The organism is Streptomyces sp. NPDC048671, from assembly GCF_055587045.1.
In genome coordinates this window covers 15,969-29,177 of record NZ_JBVJHB010000001.1, presented here as the reverse complement: position 1 = coordinate 29,177, position 13,209 = coordinate 15,969, and the positions used below count along the sequence as shown (strand labels likewise).

Below are 13,209 nucleotides of genomic sequence, written 5' to 3'. Positions count from 1 at the left end.
CGCACTTAATGTGGGGCAAGGAAGTCAAATCCTGCCCCGAAGGGAAGAACGGCGATGACCGACACCCCACAGCGCAACCGGCCCGAGAACCCCGACAAGGACGCGGCGGGTGGCGACAGCAGGACATCGCCACTGACCAAGCGCGGCGGCGGAGACCCCGCGACCCGCGGCCGTACGACGATCGCCGACGGCGTGGTCGAGAAGATCGCCGGAATGGCGGCACGCGACGTGGTCGGCGTGCACGCGATGGGCAGCGGCCTGTCCCGCACCTTCGGCGCGGTGCGCGACAAGGTGCCCGGCGGCGGCAAGTCCGTAACCCGGGGCGTGAAGGCCGAGGTCGGCGAGTCGCAGACCGCCCTCGACCTGGAGATCGTCGTGGACTACGGCGAGTCGATCGCCGATGTCGCCCGTGACGTACGGGAGAACGTGGTCGCCGCCGTCGAGCGGATGACGGGTCTCGAAGTCGTCGAGGTCAATATCGCGGTGAGCGATGTGAAGCTGCCCGACGAGGAGGACGACGACGATCAGCCCGAGCCACGTCTCCAGTAGTACTCCCGTCCGAGGTAGTTGAGGAGCGCACGATGAGCATGGCTGTGGTCGGCATGGTGGCAGGCATGGCGCTCGGATTCGCCGGATATTTCGGCGGGTTCGGTGCCTTTCTGCTGGTGGCCGCGTTGGGGGCGATCGGCTTCATCGCCGGTCGCTTCCTCGACGGTGATCTGGAGCCCGGCGACTTCTTCCGGAGTCGCGATCGCGGCGACCGACGGCGGTGACGGCCGTGTCGGGGGCGAGCGGCCGGGTCGCCGCCGGGGAGCGCGGGGAGACCCGGATCGCCGACCGGGTCGTCGCGAAGATCGCCGCGCAGGCGGCGAAGGAGGCCGTCGACGAGCCGGCGAAGGACGGCGCGTCGCCACGCGCCACGGTCACGGTGCACCGTGACACCGCCCGGGTACGGGTGAGTCTGGAGCTCGGGTATCCCAGCGACATCGGCCGCCAGTGCGGTGCGGTGCGTCACCGGGTCGCGATGCGGGTAAAGGCGTTGGCGGGGATGGAAGTGCCCGAAGTGGCCGTACAGGTCGAGCGCCTGCACCCCTCAGGAACGAGCCTCGCGGCGCAGGGGAGGATCCGATGACCGAGCCCCAGAACCCGGAACACGGCAGTACGCAGCGGCTGCCCACGGTCCAGCCGGTGGAGCACGGGGACGCGCTGGGACTCGACCAGTCGGCGTCGTCCGCCGCCTACGACCCGCTGCCCGACAAGGAGCGGGGCGACGGCGGCGCGGGCCGCTTCTGGTCCGCCCGCCGCATTCCGGCCGGCATCCTAGCCCTGGTGGTCCTCGGCGGCGCCGGTCTCCTCCTGTACGACGTGGCGGCGGTCCGGGCCGGCCATCCGGCGATGCAGTGGCGCCGCTCGCTGGCCGACGAGCTGGCCCGGCGGCCGCTGAACGACGTCTGGGTGCTCACCGGTGCGGCGGTCGCGACGGCGATCGGCCTGTGGCTGATCTTCCTCGCGCTCACGCCCGGACTCCGTGACCTGCTGCCGATGCGCCGCAACCACCCCGGCGTGCGGGCCGCGCTCGACCGGACCGCGGCCGCGATGGTCCTTCGCGACCGGGCCGTCGAGGTGTCCGGCGTGCAGTCGGTCCGGGTCCGGATGGGCCGGAAGAAGGTGGGGGTGCGGGCCGTCTCGCACTTCCGTGAACTCGACGACGTACGGGCCGATCTGGACACCGTGCTCTCCAGGGGCATCGGAGAACTCGGACTGTCCAGGCCGCCGAGCCTGTCCGTCCATGTCCGCCGTCCGGCGAGGAAGGGGTGAGCGGCGTGCTCAGGACCGTCAACCGGGTACTGCTGGGGCTCGCCGGGCTGGTGCTGGTCTGCGTGGGCGGCGGGGTGCTGGCCGCCGCGACCGGGCTCTCCGTACCGTCCTGGTGGCCCTGGTCCGGCAAGAACGACGTACTGCTCAGCGAGTCCGGCCGGGACCGCTGGCGCTCGGACGGCTGGTGGTGGCCGACGGTCATCGCGGTCCTCGCCGTCCTCGTCGTGCTCGCCCTGTGGTGGCTGCTGGCCCAGCTGCGCCGCGCCCGCCTCTCCGAAGTGCTGGTGGACAGCGGCGACGGCGAGGGTGCGCTGCTGCGCGGCCGGGCCCTGGAGGGCGTGCTCGCCGCGGAGGCGGGAGCGCTGGACGGGGTGTCCCGCGCCCAGGTCGTACTGACCGGGAAGCGCAGCACACCACAGGCCAGGATCCGGCTGCTGATGGAGCCGCACGCGGCGCCGGAGGAGGCGCTGGGCCGGCTGACCGATGAGGCGCTGGCCCACGCCAGGGACTCCGCCGGCCTGGCGCGGCTGCCCGCCGAGGTCCGGCTGAAGGCGGTCAAGCACCGCGCGGAGCGGGTGAGCTGACGGACGGTGCGGACACGCCGGGCGGCCCGCCCGGCGTCGTCCGGCCCCCGCCCGACGGTTCAGAACGACGGTTCAGAAGCCGTGCCGGGAGCCGCCGTCGACCGGGACCATGATGCCGGTCAGATACGAGGCGGCGGGCGAGAGCAGGAAGGCCGCCGTCCGGCCGAACTCCTGCGGGGTGCCGTAGCGGCGCAGCGGGATGCGCGCCTCGTTGGCCGTGCGCGAGGCCTCCGCGTCGCCCGAGAGCGCGTCCAGTTCACGTACCCGGTCGGTGTCGATCCGGGCCGGCAGCACGCCCACCACCCGGATGCCCCGCGGACCGAGCTCGTCGGCCAGTGACTTGGCGAACCCGGCCAGGCCGGGGCGCAGACCGTTGGAGATGGTCAGTCCGGCGATCGGCTCGTGGACGGAGCCGGAGAGCACGAAGCCGATGACCCCGCCCTCGCCGAGCGCCGCGGCGGCCGCACGGGCCAGCCGCACCGCGCCCAGGAAGACCGACTCGAAGGCCGACCGCCACTGCTCGTCGGTGTTGTCCGCGGCGGAACCGGGCGCCGGACCGCCGACGCTGATGAGGATGCCGTCGAGCCGGCCGAACCCCTCCTGCGCGGCGTCCACCAGCCGCTGCGCCACCGACGGGTCGGCGTTGTCGGCGGCGAGCCCGACCGCGTCCGGGCCCAGCTCCTCGGCGGCGGCCCGGACGGTCTTCTCGTCCCGGCCGGTGATGATCACCTTCGCGCCGTCGTCCACCAGCGCCTTCGCCGCGGCGTTGCCCAGCCCCCGGGTCGCGCCGGTGACGATGTACACGCGGTCCTTCAGTCCAAGATCCATGGCCCTATCCTGCCGCCTCGCCGGGCGCCGTGTCCTCGCGGGCCTGTGCCTCGGCCAGCGCGACGGCCGTCCCCACCAGCCCGATGTGGCTGAACGCCTGGGGGAAGTTGCCGAGCTGGCGCATGGCGGCGGTGTCGTACTCCTCGGCGAGCAGCCCCACGTCGTTGCGGAGCGCCAGCAGCCGCTCGAACAGTTCGGTGGCCTCCTCGGTGCGCCCGGTCATCCGCAGCGCGTCCGCGAGCCAGAACGAGCAGGCCAGGAACGCGCCCTCACCGCCGGGCAGCCCGTCGATCGAGGTGCCGTCGGTGCTGTAGCGGCGCACCAGCCCGTCGCTGCCCAGCTCGTCGCGGACCGCGTCCACCGTCCCGACGAGCCTCGGGTCGTCCGGCGGCAGGAACCCGGTCCTGGCGATCAGGAGCGTCGCGGCGTCCAGGTCCCGTGACCCGTAGGACTGGGTGAAGGTGTTGCGCACCGGGTCGTACCCCTTCTCGCACACCTCCCGGTGCACGGCGTCCCGCATCGCCCGCCAGCGGTCGGCGTCGCCGGTCAGCGACGGGTCCTCCTCCAGACTGCGCACGGCCCGGTCGGCCGCCACCCAGGCCATCACCTTGGAGTGCACGAAGTGGCGGCGCTGACCGCGGATCTCCCACAGCCCCTCGTCCGGCTCGCGCCAGGTGGACTCCAGGAAGCCGAGCAGGCTGAGCTGGAGGTTCCAGGCGTGCGGTTTGTCGCCCAGACCCGCGTCACGGGCCAGCCGCAGCGAGTCGATGACCTCCCCGTACACGTCGAGCTGACGCTGACGGACCGCGGCGTTGCCGATCCGGACCGGGGTGGAGTTCTCGTACCCGCGCAGCCACGTCAGTTCCGACTCGGGCAGTCTGCGCTCGCCCGCCAGTCCGTACATGATCTGCAGATCGGCCGGGTCCCCGGCGACGGCGCGCAGCAGCCAGTCCCGCCAGGCGCCGGCCTCCTCCAGATAGCCGGCCGAGATCAGCGCGCCGAGGGTGAGCGTGGAGTCCCGCAGCCAGCAGAAGCGGTAGTCCCAGTTCCGTACGCCGCCGATCTCCTCGGGCAGCGAGGTGGTGGGGGCCGCCACGATGCCGCCGGTCGGGCCGAAGGTGAGCGCCTTCAGGGTGATCAGTGAACGGATCACGGCCTCCCGGTAGGGCCCCTGGTACTTGCAGCGGGCGGACCACTCGGCCCAGTCGGACAGGGTGTTCTTCAGCGCCTCGTACGGGTCGACGAGATCGGGCCGGGGCGAGTGCGAGGGGTGCCAGGTCAGGACGAACGCCACCTGGTCGCCCGCGGAGACGCTGAACGAGGAGCAGGTGGAGAACTGCTGGCCCCAGGTCTTGACCGGCGGTTCGCTGCGCAGCCAGACGGAGTCCGGCCCGGCGACCGCCACCCGGTGGCCCTGCGAACGGCGCACCCAGGGCACGACCGAGCCGAAGTCGAAGCGCAGCCGGAGCACGGAGGTCATGTCGACGGTGCCGCTGACACCCTCGATGATCCGCATCACATCGGGTTCCTGGTCGCGCTGCGGCATGAAGTCGATGACCTTGACCGTGCCGGTGCGGGTCTCCCAGAACGTCTCCAGGACGAGGGAGTCATCCGCGTAGGCGCGCCGGGTACAGGTGTCCGCACCCTTCGGCGCGATACGCCAGTGGCCGTTGTCCTCGTCACCGAGCAGGGCGGCGAAACAGGCGCCCGAGTCGAAGCGGGGCAGGCAGAGCCAGTCGACGGAACCGTTCTTTCCGACCAGGGCGGCTGTCTGGAGATCGCCGATGAGGGCGTAGTCCTCGATGAGTGGGGTCACGCCTGGCGTGTTCCCGAACATGGCCCTCGCTAAGCAGCCGTTGTACGACGTGAGTCGCGAGTCACCCCGGCGGGCGAGGGCGCGGGCACCCCGTCAGGCTTTCGCGGGCTCGGGCTTCCCGGGCTCAGCCGCGGCGCCCGCCGCTTCGGCGGCCGCGGCCGCGGCCGCCACCAGGTCGCGCTTCTCCCGGCGGGCCAGCACCACGTAGCCGACCGGAACACCGGCGGCGAACAGCCACCACTGCACGGCGTACGCCATGTGCGGGCCGATGGAGCTGTCGTCGGGAGCCTCGATCAGCTCGGGGGTGTCGCCGGACGGCACGGGCCCGGTCTGCTCCAGGTAGCCGCCGAGCACCGGCCGGGAGAGCAGCTTGGCCTGCTCGGCGCTGTTGATCAGCATCACCTGGCGGTCCGGCAGGTCCGAGAGGTCCTTGATGCCGCTGCTGCCCGTCGTCTCGTCGGCCTTGAGCCGCCCGGTGACGGTCACTTCGCCCTTCGGCGCGGCCGGTACGTCGGGGAAGGCGCGCTGGTCGTCGGCGGTGGCGATCCAGCCACGGTTGATCATGACCGTGCCGCCGCCCTTGAGATCGAAGGGGACCAGCACATGGAAGCCGATGCTGCCGTCGGTGGAGGTCCTGCGCCGCACCACGACCTCGTGCTTCTCGTCGTACGTCCCGGTGGCCTTCACCGCGCGCCAGTAGTCGGAGCGCGGAACGGTGTGGCCGGGCGAGGTGAGCGCGGAGACCGGAACCGGTTTCGCCTTGAGGTTGTGCGAGATCAGGGAGTTCTGCGCGACCTTGTGCTCATGCCGGTGCAGCTGCCAGAAACCCAGCTCGACCATCGTGGGAATCATGACGAGGGCGAGGAGGGCGAGGATCAGCCACTGCCGGGTCAACAGGAAGCGGTACACCCCATGACGGTACAACCGTGGCATGGGGTGCATCGCGCAGGGGGTGGGGGAAAGGGTGCGGCGTCCGGTGCTCAGACTCTGTCGATGATGCCCGCCTTCCCCTCCGCGCGGGCGCAGTGACCGCCGCAGAACCAGTGCCCGTCGACCTCGACACCCTGGCCGATGACCTGGACCCGGCAGTGCTCACAGATCGGCGCCATCCGGTGAATGGCGCAGGAGAAGCAGTCGAAGACGTGCACCGCGCCCTGTGCGTGCACTTCGAAGGACATCCCGTAGTCGTTTCCGCATACCTCGCAACGTGCCATGCGCCACAGGGTGGGACGCGAGGGCGGCGGCGGGCGAGCGGTGGGCGGGCGAGTCGCCCCCGGTTCACTCCGATGACGGCGCCGCCGACGGCCCCTTCGACGCCTCGGCCACGTCCCGCAGGAGATGGGTGAACGCGCTCTCCTCCAGGATCGGGGTGCCGAACGACTTGGCCTTCACCGTCTTGGACGTCGCCGCGTCCGGGTCGTTGGTGACGAGCAGACTGGTCAGCCGGGACACGCTGGTCGCCACATGCAGCCCGGCCTCCACCGCCCGGTCCTCCAGCAGCTCACGGTCGATCGAGGTGTCCCCGGAGAACGCCACCCGCATGCCCTGCATGAGAGGTTTGTCCTTGTCGTACCGCCCCGGATTCGGGTGCGGGCAGGCCGGACGCTTGCGCGAGGGGCGCCAGCTCGCCTGGCCACCGCCGTACGAGGCCTGGTGGCCGATCCGCGGGGTGACTGGGGAGTCCGCCCACTCGGTCAGCGGCCGGCACTCCAGCAGCGGCAGCCGCAGCCCGCCGTCCGCCGCCGCGTGCAGACTCGGGCGGAACGCCTCGGCCAGCACCCGGGCATCGTCCAGCGCGTGGTGCGCGCGCTCCTGCACGACCCCGAAGTGCGCGGCCAGCGACTCCAGCTTGTGGTTGGGCAGCGGCAGCCGCAGCTCCTTGGAGAGCGCGATGGTGCACAGCCGCTGCTGGACCGGGGCGATCACCGAGGCCCGCGCGTACTCCCGGGCGAGCATCGACCAGTCGAAGGCCGCGTTGTGCGCGACCAGCACGCGGTCGGCGAGCCGCTCGGAGAGCTGGGCGGCGACCTCCGGGAAGAGCGGGGCGCCTTCGAGTACGTCAGTGGTCAGCCCGTGGATCCACACGGGGCCGGGATCCCGCTCCGGGTTGACCAGGGTGTACCAGTGGTCCTCGACGTTGCCCTGCGCGTCCAGGCGGTAGACGGCGGCGGAGATTATCCGGTCGTCCCGTGCGAGTCCGGTGGTCTCCACGTCGACGACCGCGTACCCCTGCGGGTAGGCGGTCGGCCACGGTGCTGCGGTCTGGCGGTCGTCGAGCATGGTCACAGAGAATACGGGCCACGACCGACAGTCCCCTACCCGGCCGTCAACCCCGGGTCCTGTCCGGCGGACCGGCGCTCCCGCGAGGGGCCTGCCAGCAGCCCGTCCACCAGCGCCCGTACGGAGGTGGCGAACAGCCGGTCCGGGGCGGCGGGCCGGGTCAGCGCGCGGGCCAGCGCCGGATCGCCGCCGGCCGTCGACTCGCTCCACAGATCGCCCTCGGCCGGTGACTGGACCGGGGACCGCTCCCGGTTGCGCTCCACCAGCAGGAAGCCCACGGTGTGGAACTGCACCGCCCGGACCGCGGCCGCCGCCCGCGCCCCCCGGAGCCCGGCGGCGTGCACCTCGTGGACCAGCGCCTGCTGCGCCGGCAGGAACATCCGTTCCGTCAGCCCCCGTTCGTGGACCATCGCGATCAGATGCGGCCGGGCGCGCAGTTCGCGGCGCAGTCCCCGGGCCACGGAGACGATCCGGGCGGCCGGGGCCCGGCCGGTGGGGCGCAGGGTGCCCATCTCCTGGACGGTGCGCTCGACGAGGGCGTCAAGCAGCGACTCGCGATTGCCGACGTGCCAGTAGATCGAGGTGACGGCGGTGCCCAGCTCGGCGGCCAGTCTGCGCATGGTGAGGGTCTGCGGACCGTGCTGCCGCACCAGTCCCGCGGCGGTCGCGAGGACCTCGTCGCGGGTCAGCGCCGATCGCGCCACAGCTCCTCCAGGTTCCCGAACTCCGTTACACGCATGGCTATTTACCCTTCATCGTCCCCGGTGTAACTGTGTTACAGGGCCCGGCGGATAGCCGGGACACGGACGACCGAGAAGGGTGGCACCGCATGGCACGGGTACGGTACGGCGCGCGCACCGAGGCCGAGATCGCGGCATCCCGCGAGGCCCGCTCCAGGCTCCCCGACATCTGGTCCACCGGCGTCACCGCCGTCTGGGAGAGCGACCCCGACGCGGTGGCGGCCGTCCTCCCGCCGCCGCTGAAACCCGCCGGGCGCCCGCTCGTCCGGGCGAGCATCAGCAAGGTCGACCTCCCCGGCTATCCGCTCGGCGCGGGCTCCGTCTCCGTCGCCGCCGTCCACGACGGGCACGAGGGCTGGTACCCGCTGGTCATGCCGATGACCCACGAACGGGCGCTGACCGGCGGCCGCGAGGTGTTCGGCGAACCGAAGAAGCTCGGTGAGGTCAGCGTCGAACGCGAGGGCCTCGTCGTACGGGCCCGCCTGGTCCGTCACGGCATCGCCTTCGTCGAGATCCGCGGCGCGGTCGACGGACCGCTCCCGCTGCCCGAACCGGTCACGAAGCTCGACTTCTACTTCAAGTTCCTGCCCGCCGTGGACGGCGAGGGCTTCGACTCCGGCCCCGTACTGATCCACTGCACCCGGCACGAGAAGGTCCGCGGACTGGAGCGGATCACCGGCGACGTGGTGCTGCGCGAGTCGATGTACGACCCGGTCGCCGACCTCCCCGTCCGCAGGCTGATCGACCTCACCATCGGTGAGAAGACCAGCGACCAGCAGGGCAGGGCCGTGGAGCGGGTCAGCGCCGACGCGCTGCTGCCGTACGTCCACCAGCGCTACGACGATCCGCAGCAGATCCACGACGGCCCGCCCGAGGGGAGCGTCCGATGAGGCTGGAGGAGGGCCGGACCGCGGTCGTCACCGGGGCCGCGAGCGGCATCGGCCTCGCCATGGCCCGCCGGTTCGCGGCCGAGGGGCTGAACGTCGTGCTCGCCGACGTGGAGGAGGGCGCGCTCGACAGGGCCGCCGCCGCACTGCGCCAGGACGGCGCACGGGTGCTGGCACGGGCCGTCGACGTCAGCGAACGCGACTCCGTACAGGAACTCGCCGAGGCCGCGTACGACGCCTTCGGCGCCGTGCACGTGCTGTGCAACAACGCCGGCGTCGGATCGGGCGCCGAGGGCCGGATGTGGGAGCACGAGCCCAACGACTGGAAGTGGGCCTTCGCGGTCAACGTGTGGGGTGTCTTCCACGGCATCCAGGCCTTCGTGCCGCGCATGCTCGCGGGCGGCGACCCCGGCCACATCGTCAACACCTCGTCCGGTGACGGCGGGATCGCCCCGCTGCCCACCGCCTCGGTGTACGCGGTCACCAAGTCCGCCGTCGTCACCATGACCGAATCGCTCTACGCGCACCTGCGGGCGGAGGAAGCGGCGGTCGGCGCCTCGGTCCTCTTCCCCGGCCCGCACATGCTCCGCACCGGACTGTGGGAGTCGCACCGCAACCGCCCCGAGCGGTACGCGAAGGAGCGCCCGCGCCGGACCCCGTACCGCAGCCTCGGCCAGTGGGAGGCCGCGATGAGGTCGGCGGGCCACGACGTGGAGTTCACACCGGTGGAGGAGGTCGCGCAGACCGTCGTGGACGGCATCACCGCCGACCGCTTCTGGATGCTGCCGGACAGCGAGCACAGCGACCGGCAGATCCGCGCCAGGTCGCAGTCGATGCTCGACCGCGCGAACCCGTCCTACCTGGAGAAGTTCGTACTCGACTGAGGAGTGAGCCATGACCGACGACGACCCGTACCTGATCATCTCCTCCGACTGCCACGCCGGACTGCCCACCGAGGAGTACCGGCCCTACCTCGACAGCCGCTTCCACCGGGAGTTCGACGACTTCCTCGCCGGCCGCGACCGCCGCCGCGAGGAGATGACCCGCCTCGGGGTCCGCAACGAGGCCTTCGCCGACAAGTGGTTCCAGGACAACGAGGAAGGCCTCAGGGGCGGCTGGGACGCCACCCAGCGGCTCAAGGAGCTCGACGGCGACGGGGTGGCGGCCGAGGTCGTCTTCCCCGACGCGGACGCCGTGGACAGCCGCACCGCCGCCCCCTTCGGCGTCGGCCTCGGCCTCTCCGGCGACCAGGACCCGGAGCTGGGCATGGCCGGAGCGCGGGCCCACAACCGCTGGCTCGCCGACTTCGTCTCCCAGCACCCCGAACGCCACTGCGGGGTCGCCCTGCTGCCCGTCACCGGCGAGACCGGCCGGGTCGTCGCCGAGATCCACCGGGCGAAGGAGTCCGGCCTCGGCGCCCTGATGATCCCCTCCATGTGGGTGGACAAGGCGCCGTACCACGACCGCCGCTACGACCCCGTCTGGGCGGCCGCCGCCGAGACCGGGATGCCGATCGTCACCCACTCGGGCGCGGCCCCGCGCCACGAGTACGGCGACCACCTCGGGATCTACGTCTCCGAGGTCACCTGGTGGCCGTCGCGCCCGCTCTGGTTCCTCCTCTGGTCGGGCGCCTTCGAACGCCACCCCGGGCTCAGGTTCGGCGTCGCCGAGTCCGGCTGCTGGTGGCTGCCCAACCTGCTCTGGTTCATGGACCGCCTCTACCTCGGCGCCCACGGCGGCAAGAAACTCTCCCCGTTCGCCGAACTGAAGCGCCCGCCGCACGAGTACCTCGACCGCCAGGTGTTCATCTGCGCCACCAACACCAAACGCCGCGAGCTCGCCCAGCGGTACGAGATCGGCGTCGACAACATCCTCTGGGGCAGCGACTTCCCGCACCCCGAGGGCACCTGGCCGAACACCGCGAACTGGCTGCGCGACACCTTCCACGACATCCCCGTCAACGAGACCCGCCGGATGCTCGGCCTGGCCGCCGCCGAGGTCTTCGGCTTCGACACGGACAGGCTCGCCCCGCTCGCCGCACGCATCGGCCCGACCCCCGCCGACCTGGGCCAGAGCGCCGACCAGAGCGCGGTCGAGGCCTCCTGGGTCCGCTCGCGCGAGGTCGGCAGGCACTGGCTGACCGACCACGACTTCCCGGTCCTGGGGACGTCGTGACGGGCCCCGAGGGTGCGGTGACGGGTCCTGGGGGCGGCATGACGGACCGCTACACCGTCATCTCCGCCGACTGCCACGCCGGCGCCGACCTCCTCGACTACCGGCCGTACCTGGAGTCGGAGCACCACGACGACTTCGACGCCTGGGCGGCCACCTACGTCAACCCGTACGAGGACCTGGTGGCCGACACCGCCGACCGCAACTGGAACTCGGCCCGCAGGCTCGCCGACCAGGAGGCGGACGGCATCGTCGCCGAGGTCGTCTTCCCCAACACCATCCCGCCCTTCTTCCCCTCCGCCTCCCTGATGGCACCCGCACCCTCCCGGGCGGAGTACGAACAGCGCTGGGCCGGGCTGCGCGCCCACAACCGCTGGCTCGCCGACTTCTGCGCGGCCGCGCCCGGCCGGCGCGCGGGCGTCGCGCAGATCCTCCTCAACGACCCGGACGAGGCGGCCCGCGAGGTCCGCCGCACCAAGGAGGCCGGACTCACCGGCGGCATCCTGCTGCCCGGCGCCCCACCGGGCTCCGGCGTTCCGGAGCTGCACTCCCCGGCGTACGACCCGCTCTGGGCGGTCTGCGCGGAGCTGGACGTACCGGTCAACCACCACGGCGGCTCCGCGTCCCCGCCACTGGGCGACGAACCGGCGGCCCGCGCCGTCTTCATGGTGGAGACCACCTGGTTCTCGCACCGGGCCCTGTGGCACCTGATCTTCGGCGGGGCGTTCCGCCGCCACCCCGGACTCAGGCTCGTCCTCACCGAACAGGGCTCCGGCTGGATCCCGGGCATCATGGAGATGCTCGACTACTACCACGGCCGGCTGGTCGCGTCGGCCTCCCGGGCGGCCACGGCGGAGTCCAAGTTCGGTGCGGGGCTGGCCGGTTCGATGGGCGCGAGCCCCAGCGAGGTATGGCGCGAGAACTGCTACGTGGGCGCCAGCTTCATGCGCCCGCACGAGGTGCCGCTGCGCGACCGGATCGGCCTCGACAAGATCATGTGGGGCAGCGACTACCCGCACGACGAGGGCACCGCCCCGTACTCACGCGAAGGCCTGCGGATCGCGTACGCCGGGCTGCCGCCCGCCGAGATCGCCGCCATGACCGGCGGCAACGCCGCCCGCGTCTACGGATTCGACCTGGCCGCCCTCGACCGGATCGCCGCACGCGTCGGCCCGACCGTCCAGGAGATCGCCGAACCCCTGGAGGAGGTCCCCGCGGGCGCGACCAGTCCCGCGTTCGCGCGAGGCGGGTCGGTACGCGTCTGGTGACTCCGTGAGGTGAGACCATCCCCGGATGAGCGATCCCCAGGCGCACCACGAACCGCACCGCACGGGTATGGGCGCACGGCTGAACTGGCTGCGCGCCGCCGTGCTCGGGGCCAACGACGGTGTGGTTTCCACCGCCGGCCTCGTCGTCGGCGTCGCCGGGGCCACCGACGACCGCGGCACCCTGCTGACCGCCGGCCTGGCCGGGCTGCTGGCCGGGTCCATGTCGATGGCCGCGGGCGAGTACGTGTCGGTCTCCACCCAGCGCGACTCGGAGAAGGCCGCACTCGCCACGGAGAAGCGCGAGCTCCAGGAGATGCCGGAGGCGGAACTCGCCGAACTCACCGGACTGCTGGAGGGCAAGGGGCTGAGCCACGAGGTCGCCCGCGAGGCCGCTGTCCAGCTCACCGAACGCGACGCGCTGCGCGCCCACGCGGAGGTCGAGCTGGGCATCGACCCGGACGACCTGACGAATCCCTGGCACGCCGCGGGCGCCAGCTTCCTTGCGTTCACGGTGGGCGCGCTGCTGCCGCTGCTGGCGATCGTGCTGCCCCCGGTCTCGCTGCGGCTGGTGGTGACCGTGCTCTCGGTGCTCGCCGCACTGGCCCTGACGGGCTGGTGGAGCGCCCGGCTGGGCGAGGCGGCGGTGGGCCCGGCGGTGCTGCGGAACATGGGCGGGGGAGCGCTGGCGATGGCCGTGACGTATGCGGCGGGGGAATTGCTGGGGGCGGCGGGGGTGTAGGGCCTCTGATGGAGTGACCGTACGACGGCCGTCCTGTCAGAAGTCACCAAAGATTGCTGACACCACGTCTCGCATAC

16 protein-coding genes are annotated in these 13,209 nt (G+C 72.2%); 10 read left to right on the top strand and 6 right to left on the bottom strand.

The window, feature by feature from the left end; translation table 11 throughout:
• The first annotated feature begins 54 nt into the window (after positions 1-54).
• The 5 genes from ACZ6S6_RS00155 to amaP are packed head-to-tail and all read left to right on the top strand — an operon-like array spanning position 55 to position 2,402.
• Positions 55-549 carry an Asp23/Gls24 family envelope stress response protein gene (locus tag ACZ6S6_RS00155; protein ID WP_362961666.1) on the top strand — a complete coding sequence of 165 codons (495 nt, stop codon included), beginning with the start codon at positions 55-57 and terminating at the stop codon, positions 547-549.
• A gap of 32 nt (positions 550-581) precedes the next feature.
• Positions 582-773 carry a hypothetical protein gene (locus ACZ6S6_RS00150; protein WP_136330255.1) on the top strand — a complete coding sequence of 64 codons (192 nt, stop codon included), beginning with the start codon at positions 582-584 and terminating at the stop codon, positions 771-773.
• Between the two features lie 5 nt (positions 774-778).
• Positions 779-1,132, top strand: coding sequence for an Asp23/Gls24 family envelope stress response protein (locus ACZ6S6_RS00145; RefSeq protein WP_362961664.1), 354 nt, complete (start codon positions 779-781; stop codon positions 1,130-1,132).
• The gene (locus ACZ6S6_RS00140; RefSeq protein ID WP_469702570.1) at positions 1,129-1,818 is read left to right on the top strand and encodes a DUF6286 domain-containing protein; all 690 of its coding nucleotides are present in this window, start codon (positions 1,129-1,131) and stop codon (positions 1,816-1,818) included. The genes ACZ6S6_RS00145 and ACZ6S6_RS00140 overlap by 4 nt, the downstream gene beginning before the upstream one ends.
• Complete coding sequence (amaP, locus tag ACZ6S6_RS00135; protein ID WP_362961660.1) at positions 1,815-2,402, top strand: alkaline shock response membrane anchor protein AmaP; 588 nt, start codon at positions 1,815-1,817, stop codon at positions 2,400-2,402. Before ACZ6S6_RS00140 ends, amaP begins: the two co-directional genes overlap by 4 nt.
• Positions 2,403-2,474: 72 nt before the next feature.
• Here amaP and ACZ6S6_RS00130 read toward each other — a convergent pair whose 3' ends face one another.
• The 6 genes from ACZ6S6_RS00130 to ACZ6S6_RS00105 form a co-directional block, all read right to left on the bottom strand.
• A complete protein-coding gene (locus tag ACZ6S6_RS00130; protein ID WP_362961658.1) occupies positions 2,475-3,230 on the bottom strand; it encodes an SDR family oxidoreductase in 756 nt (251 codons plus the stop codon).
• 4 nt (positions 3,231-3,234) lie between these two features.
• Complete coding sequence (locus ACZ6S6_RS00125) at positions 3,235-5,046, bottom strand: glycoside hydrolase family 15 protein (RefSeq protein ID WP_469702568.1); 1,812 nt, start codon at positions 5,044-5,046, stop codon at positions 3,235-3,237.
• Positions 5,047-5,139: 93 nt separating this feature from the next.
• Positions 5,140-5,955 carry an SURF1 family cytochrome oxidase biogenesis protein gene (locus tag ACZ6S6_RS00120; protein WP_362961654.1) on the bottom strand — a complete coding sequence of 272 codons (816 nt, stop codon included), beginning with the start codon at positions 5,953-5,955 and terminating at the stop codon, positions 5,140-5,142.
• A gap of 71 nt (positions 5,956-6,026) precedes the next feature.
• Positions 6,027-6,260, bottom strand: a complete 234-nt coding sequence (locus tag ACZ6S6_RS00115) for a hypothetical protein (RefSeq protein ID WP_362961652.1) — start codon at positions 6,258-6,260, stop codon at positions 6,027-6,029.
• A gap of 64 nt (positions 6,261-6,324) precedes the next feature.
• Positions 6,325-7,332, bottom strand: coding sequence for a DEDDh family exonuclease (locus tag ACZ6S6_RS00110; RefSeq protein ID WP_469702564.1), 1,008 nt, complete (start codon positions 7,330-7,332; stop codon positions 6,325-6,327).
• A 29-nt stretch (positions 7,333-7,361) separates the two neighbouring features.
• Complete coding sequence (locus tag ACZ6S6_RS00105) at positions 7,362-8,030, bottom strand: TetR/AcrR family transcriptional regulator (protein ID WP_362961648.1); 669 nt, start codon at positions 8,028-8,030, stop codon at positions 7,362-7,364.
• Between the two features lie 125 nt (positions 8,031-8,155).
• Between ACZ6S6_RS00105 and ACZ6S6_RS00100 the strand changes: the two genes are divergently transcribed.
• The 5 genes from ACZ6S6_RS00100 to ACZ6S6_RS00080 are packed head-to-tail and all read left to right on the top strand — an operon-like array spanning position 8,156 to position 13,132.
• On the top strand, positions 8,156-8,956 hold the full coding sequence (locus ACZ6S6_RS00100) for an acetoacetate decarboxylase family protein (RefSeq protein WP_469702561.1): 801 nt from the start codon (positions 8,156-8,158) through the stop codon (positions 8,954-8,956).
• Positions 8,953-9,837 (top strand): SDR family NAD(P)-dependent oxidoreductase, encoded by an 885-nt coding sequence (locus ACZ6S6_RS00095; protein WP_469702559.1) that lies wholly within the window; start codon positions 8,953-8,955, stop codon positions 9,835-9,837. Before ACZ6S6_RS00100 ends, ACZ6S6_RS00095 begins: the two co-directional genes overlap by 4 nt.
• Before the next feature lie 10 nt (positions 9,838-9,847).
• Positions 9,848-11,128, top strand: coding sequence for an amidohydrolase family protein (locus tag ACZ6S6_RS00090; protein ID WP_469702557.1), 1,281 nt, complete (start codon positions 9,848-9,850; stop codon positions 11,126-11,128).
• A gap of 38 nt (positions 11,129-11,166) precedes the next feature.
• Complete coding sequence (locus ACZ6S6_RS00085; protein ID WP_362961795.1) at positions 11,167-12,393, top strand: amidohydrolase family protein; 1,227 nt, start codon at positions 11,167-11,169, stop codon at positions 12,391-12,393.
• A gap of 25 nt (positions 12,394-12,418) precedes the next feature.
• Positions 12,419-13,132, top strand: a complete 714-nt coding sequence (locus ACZ6S6_RS00080; protein WP_469702554.1) for a VIT1/CCC1 transporter family protein — start codon at positions 12,419-12,421, stop codon at positions 13,130-13,132.
• Positions 13,133-13,209 lie beyond the last annotated feature (77 nt).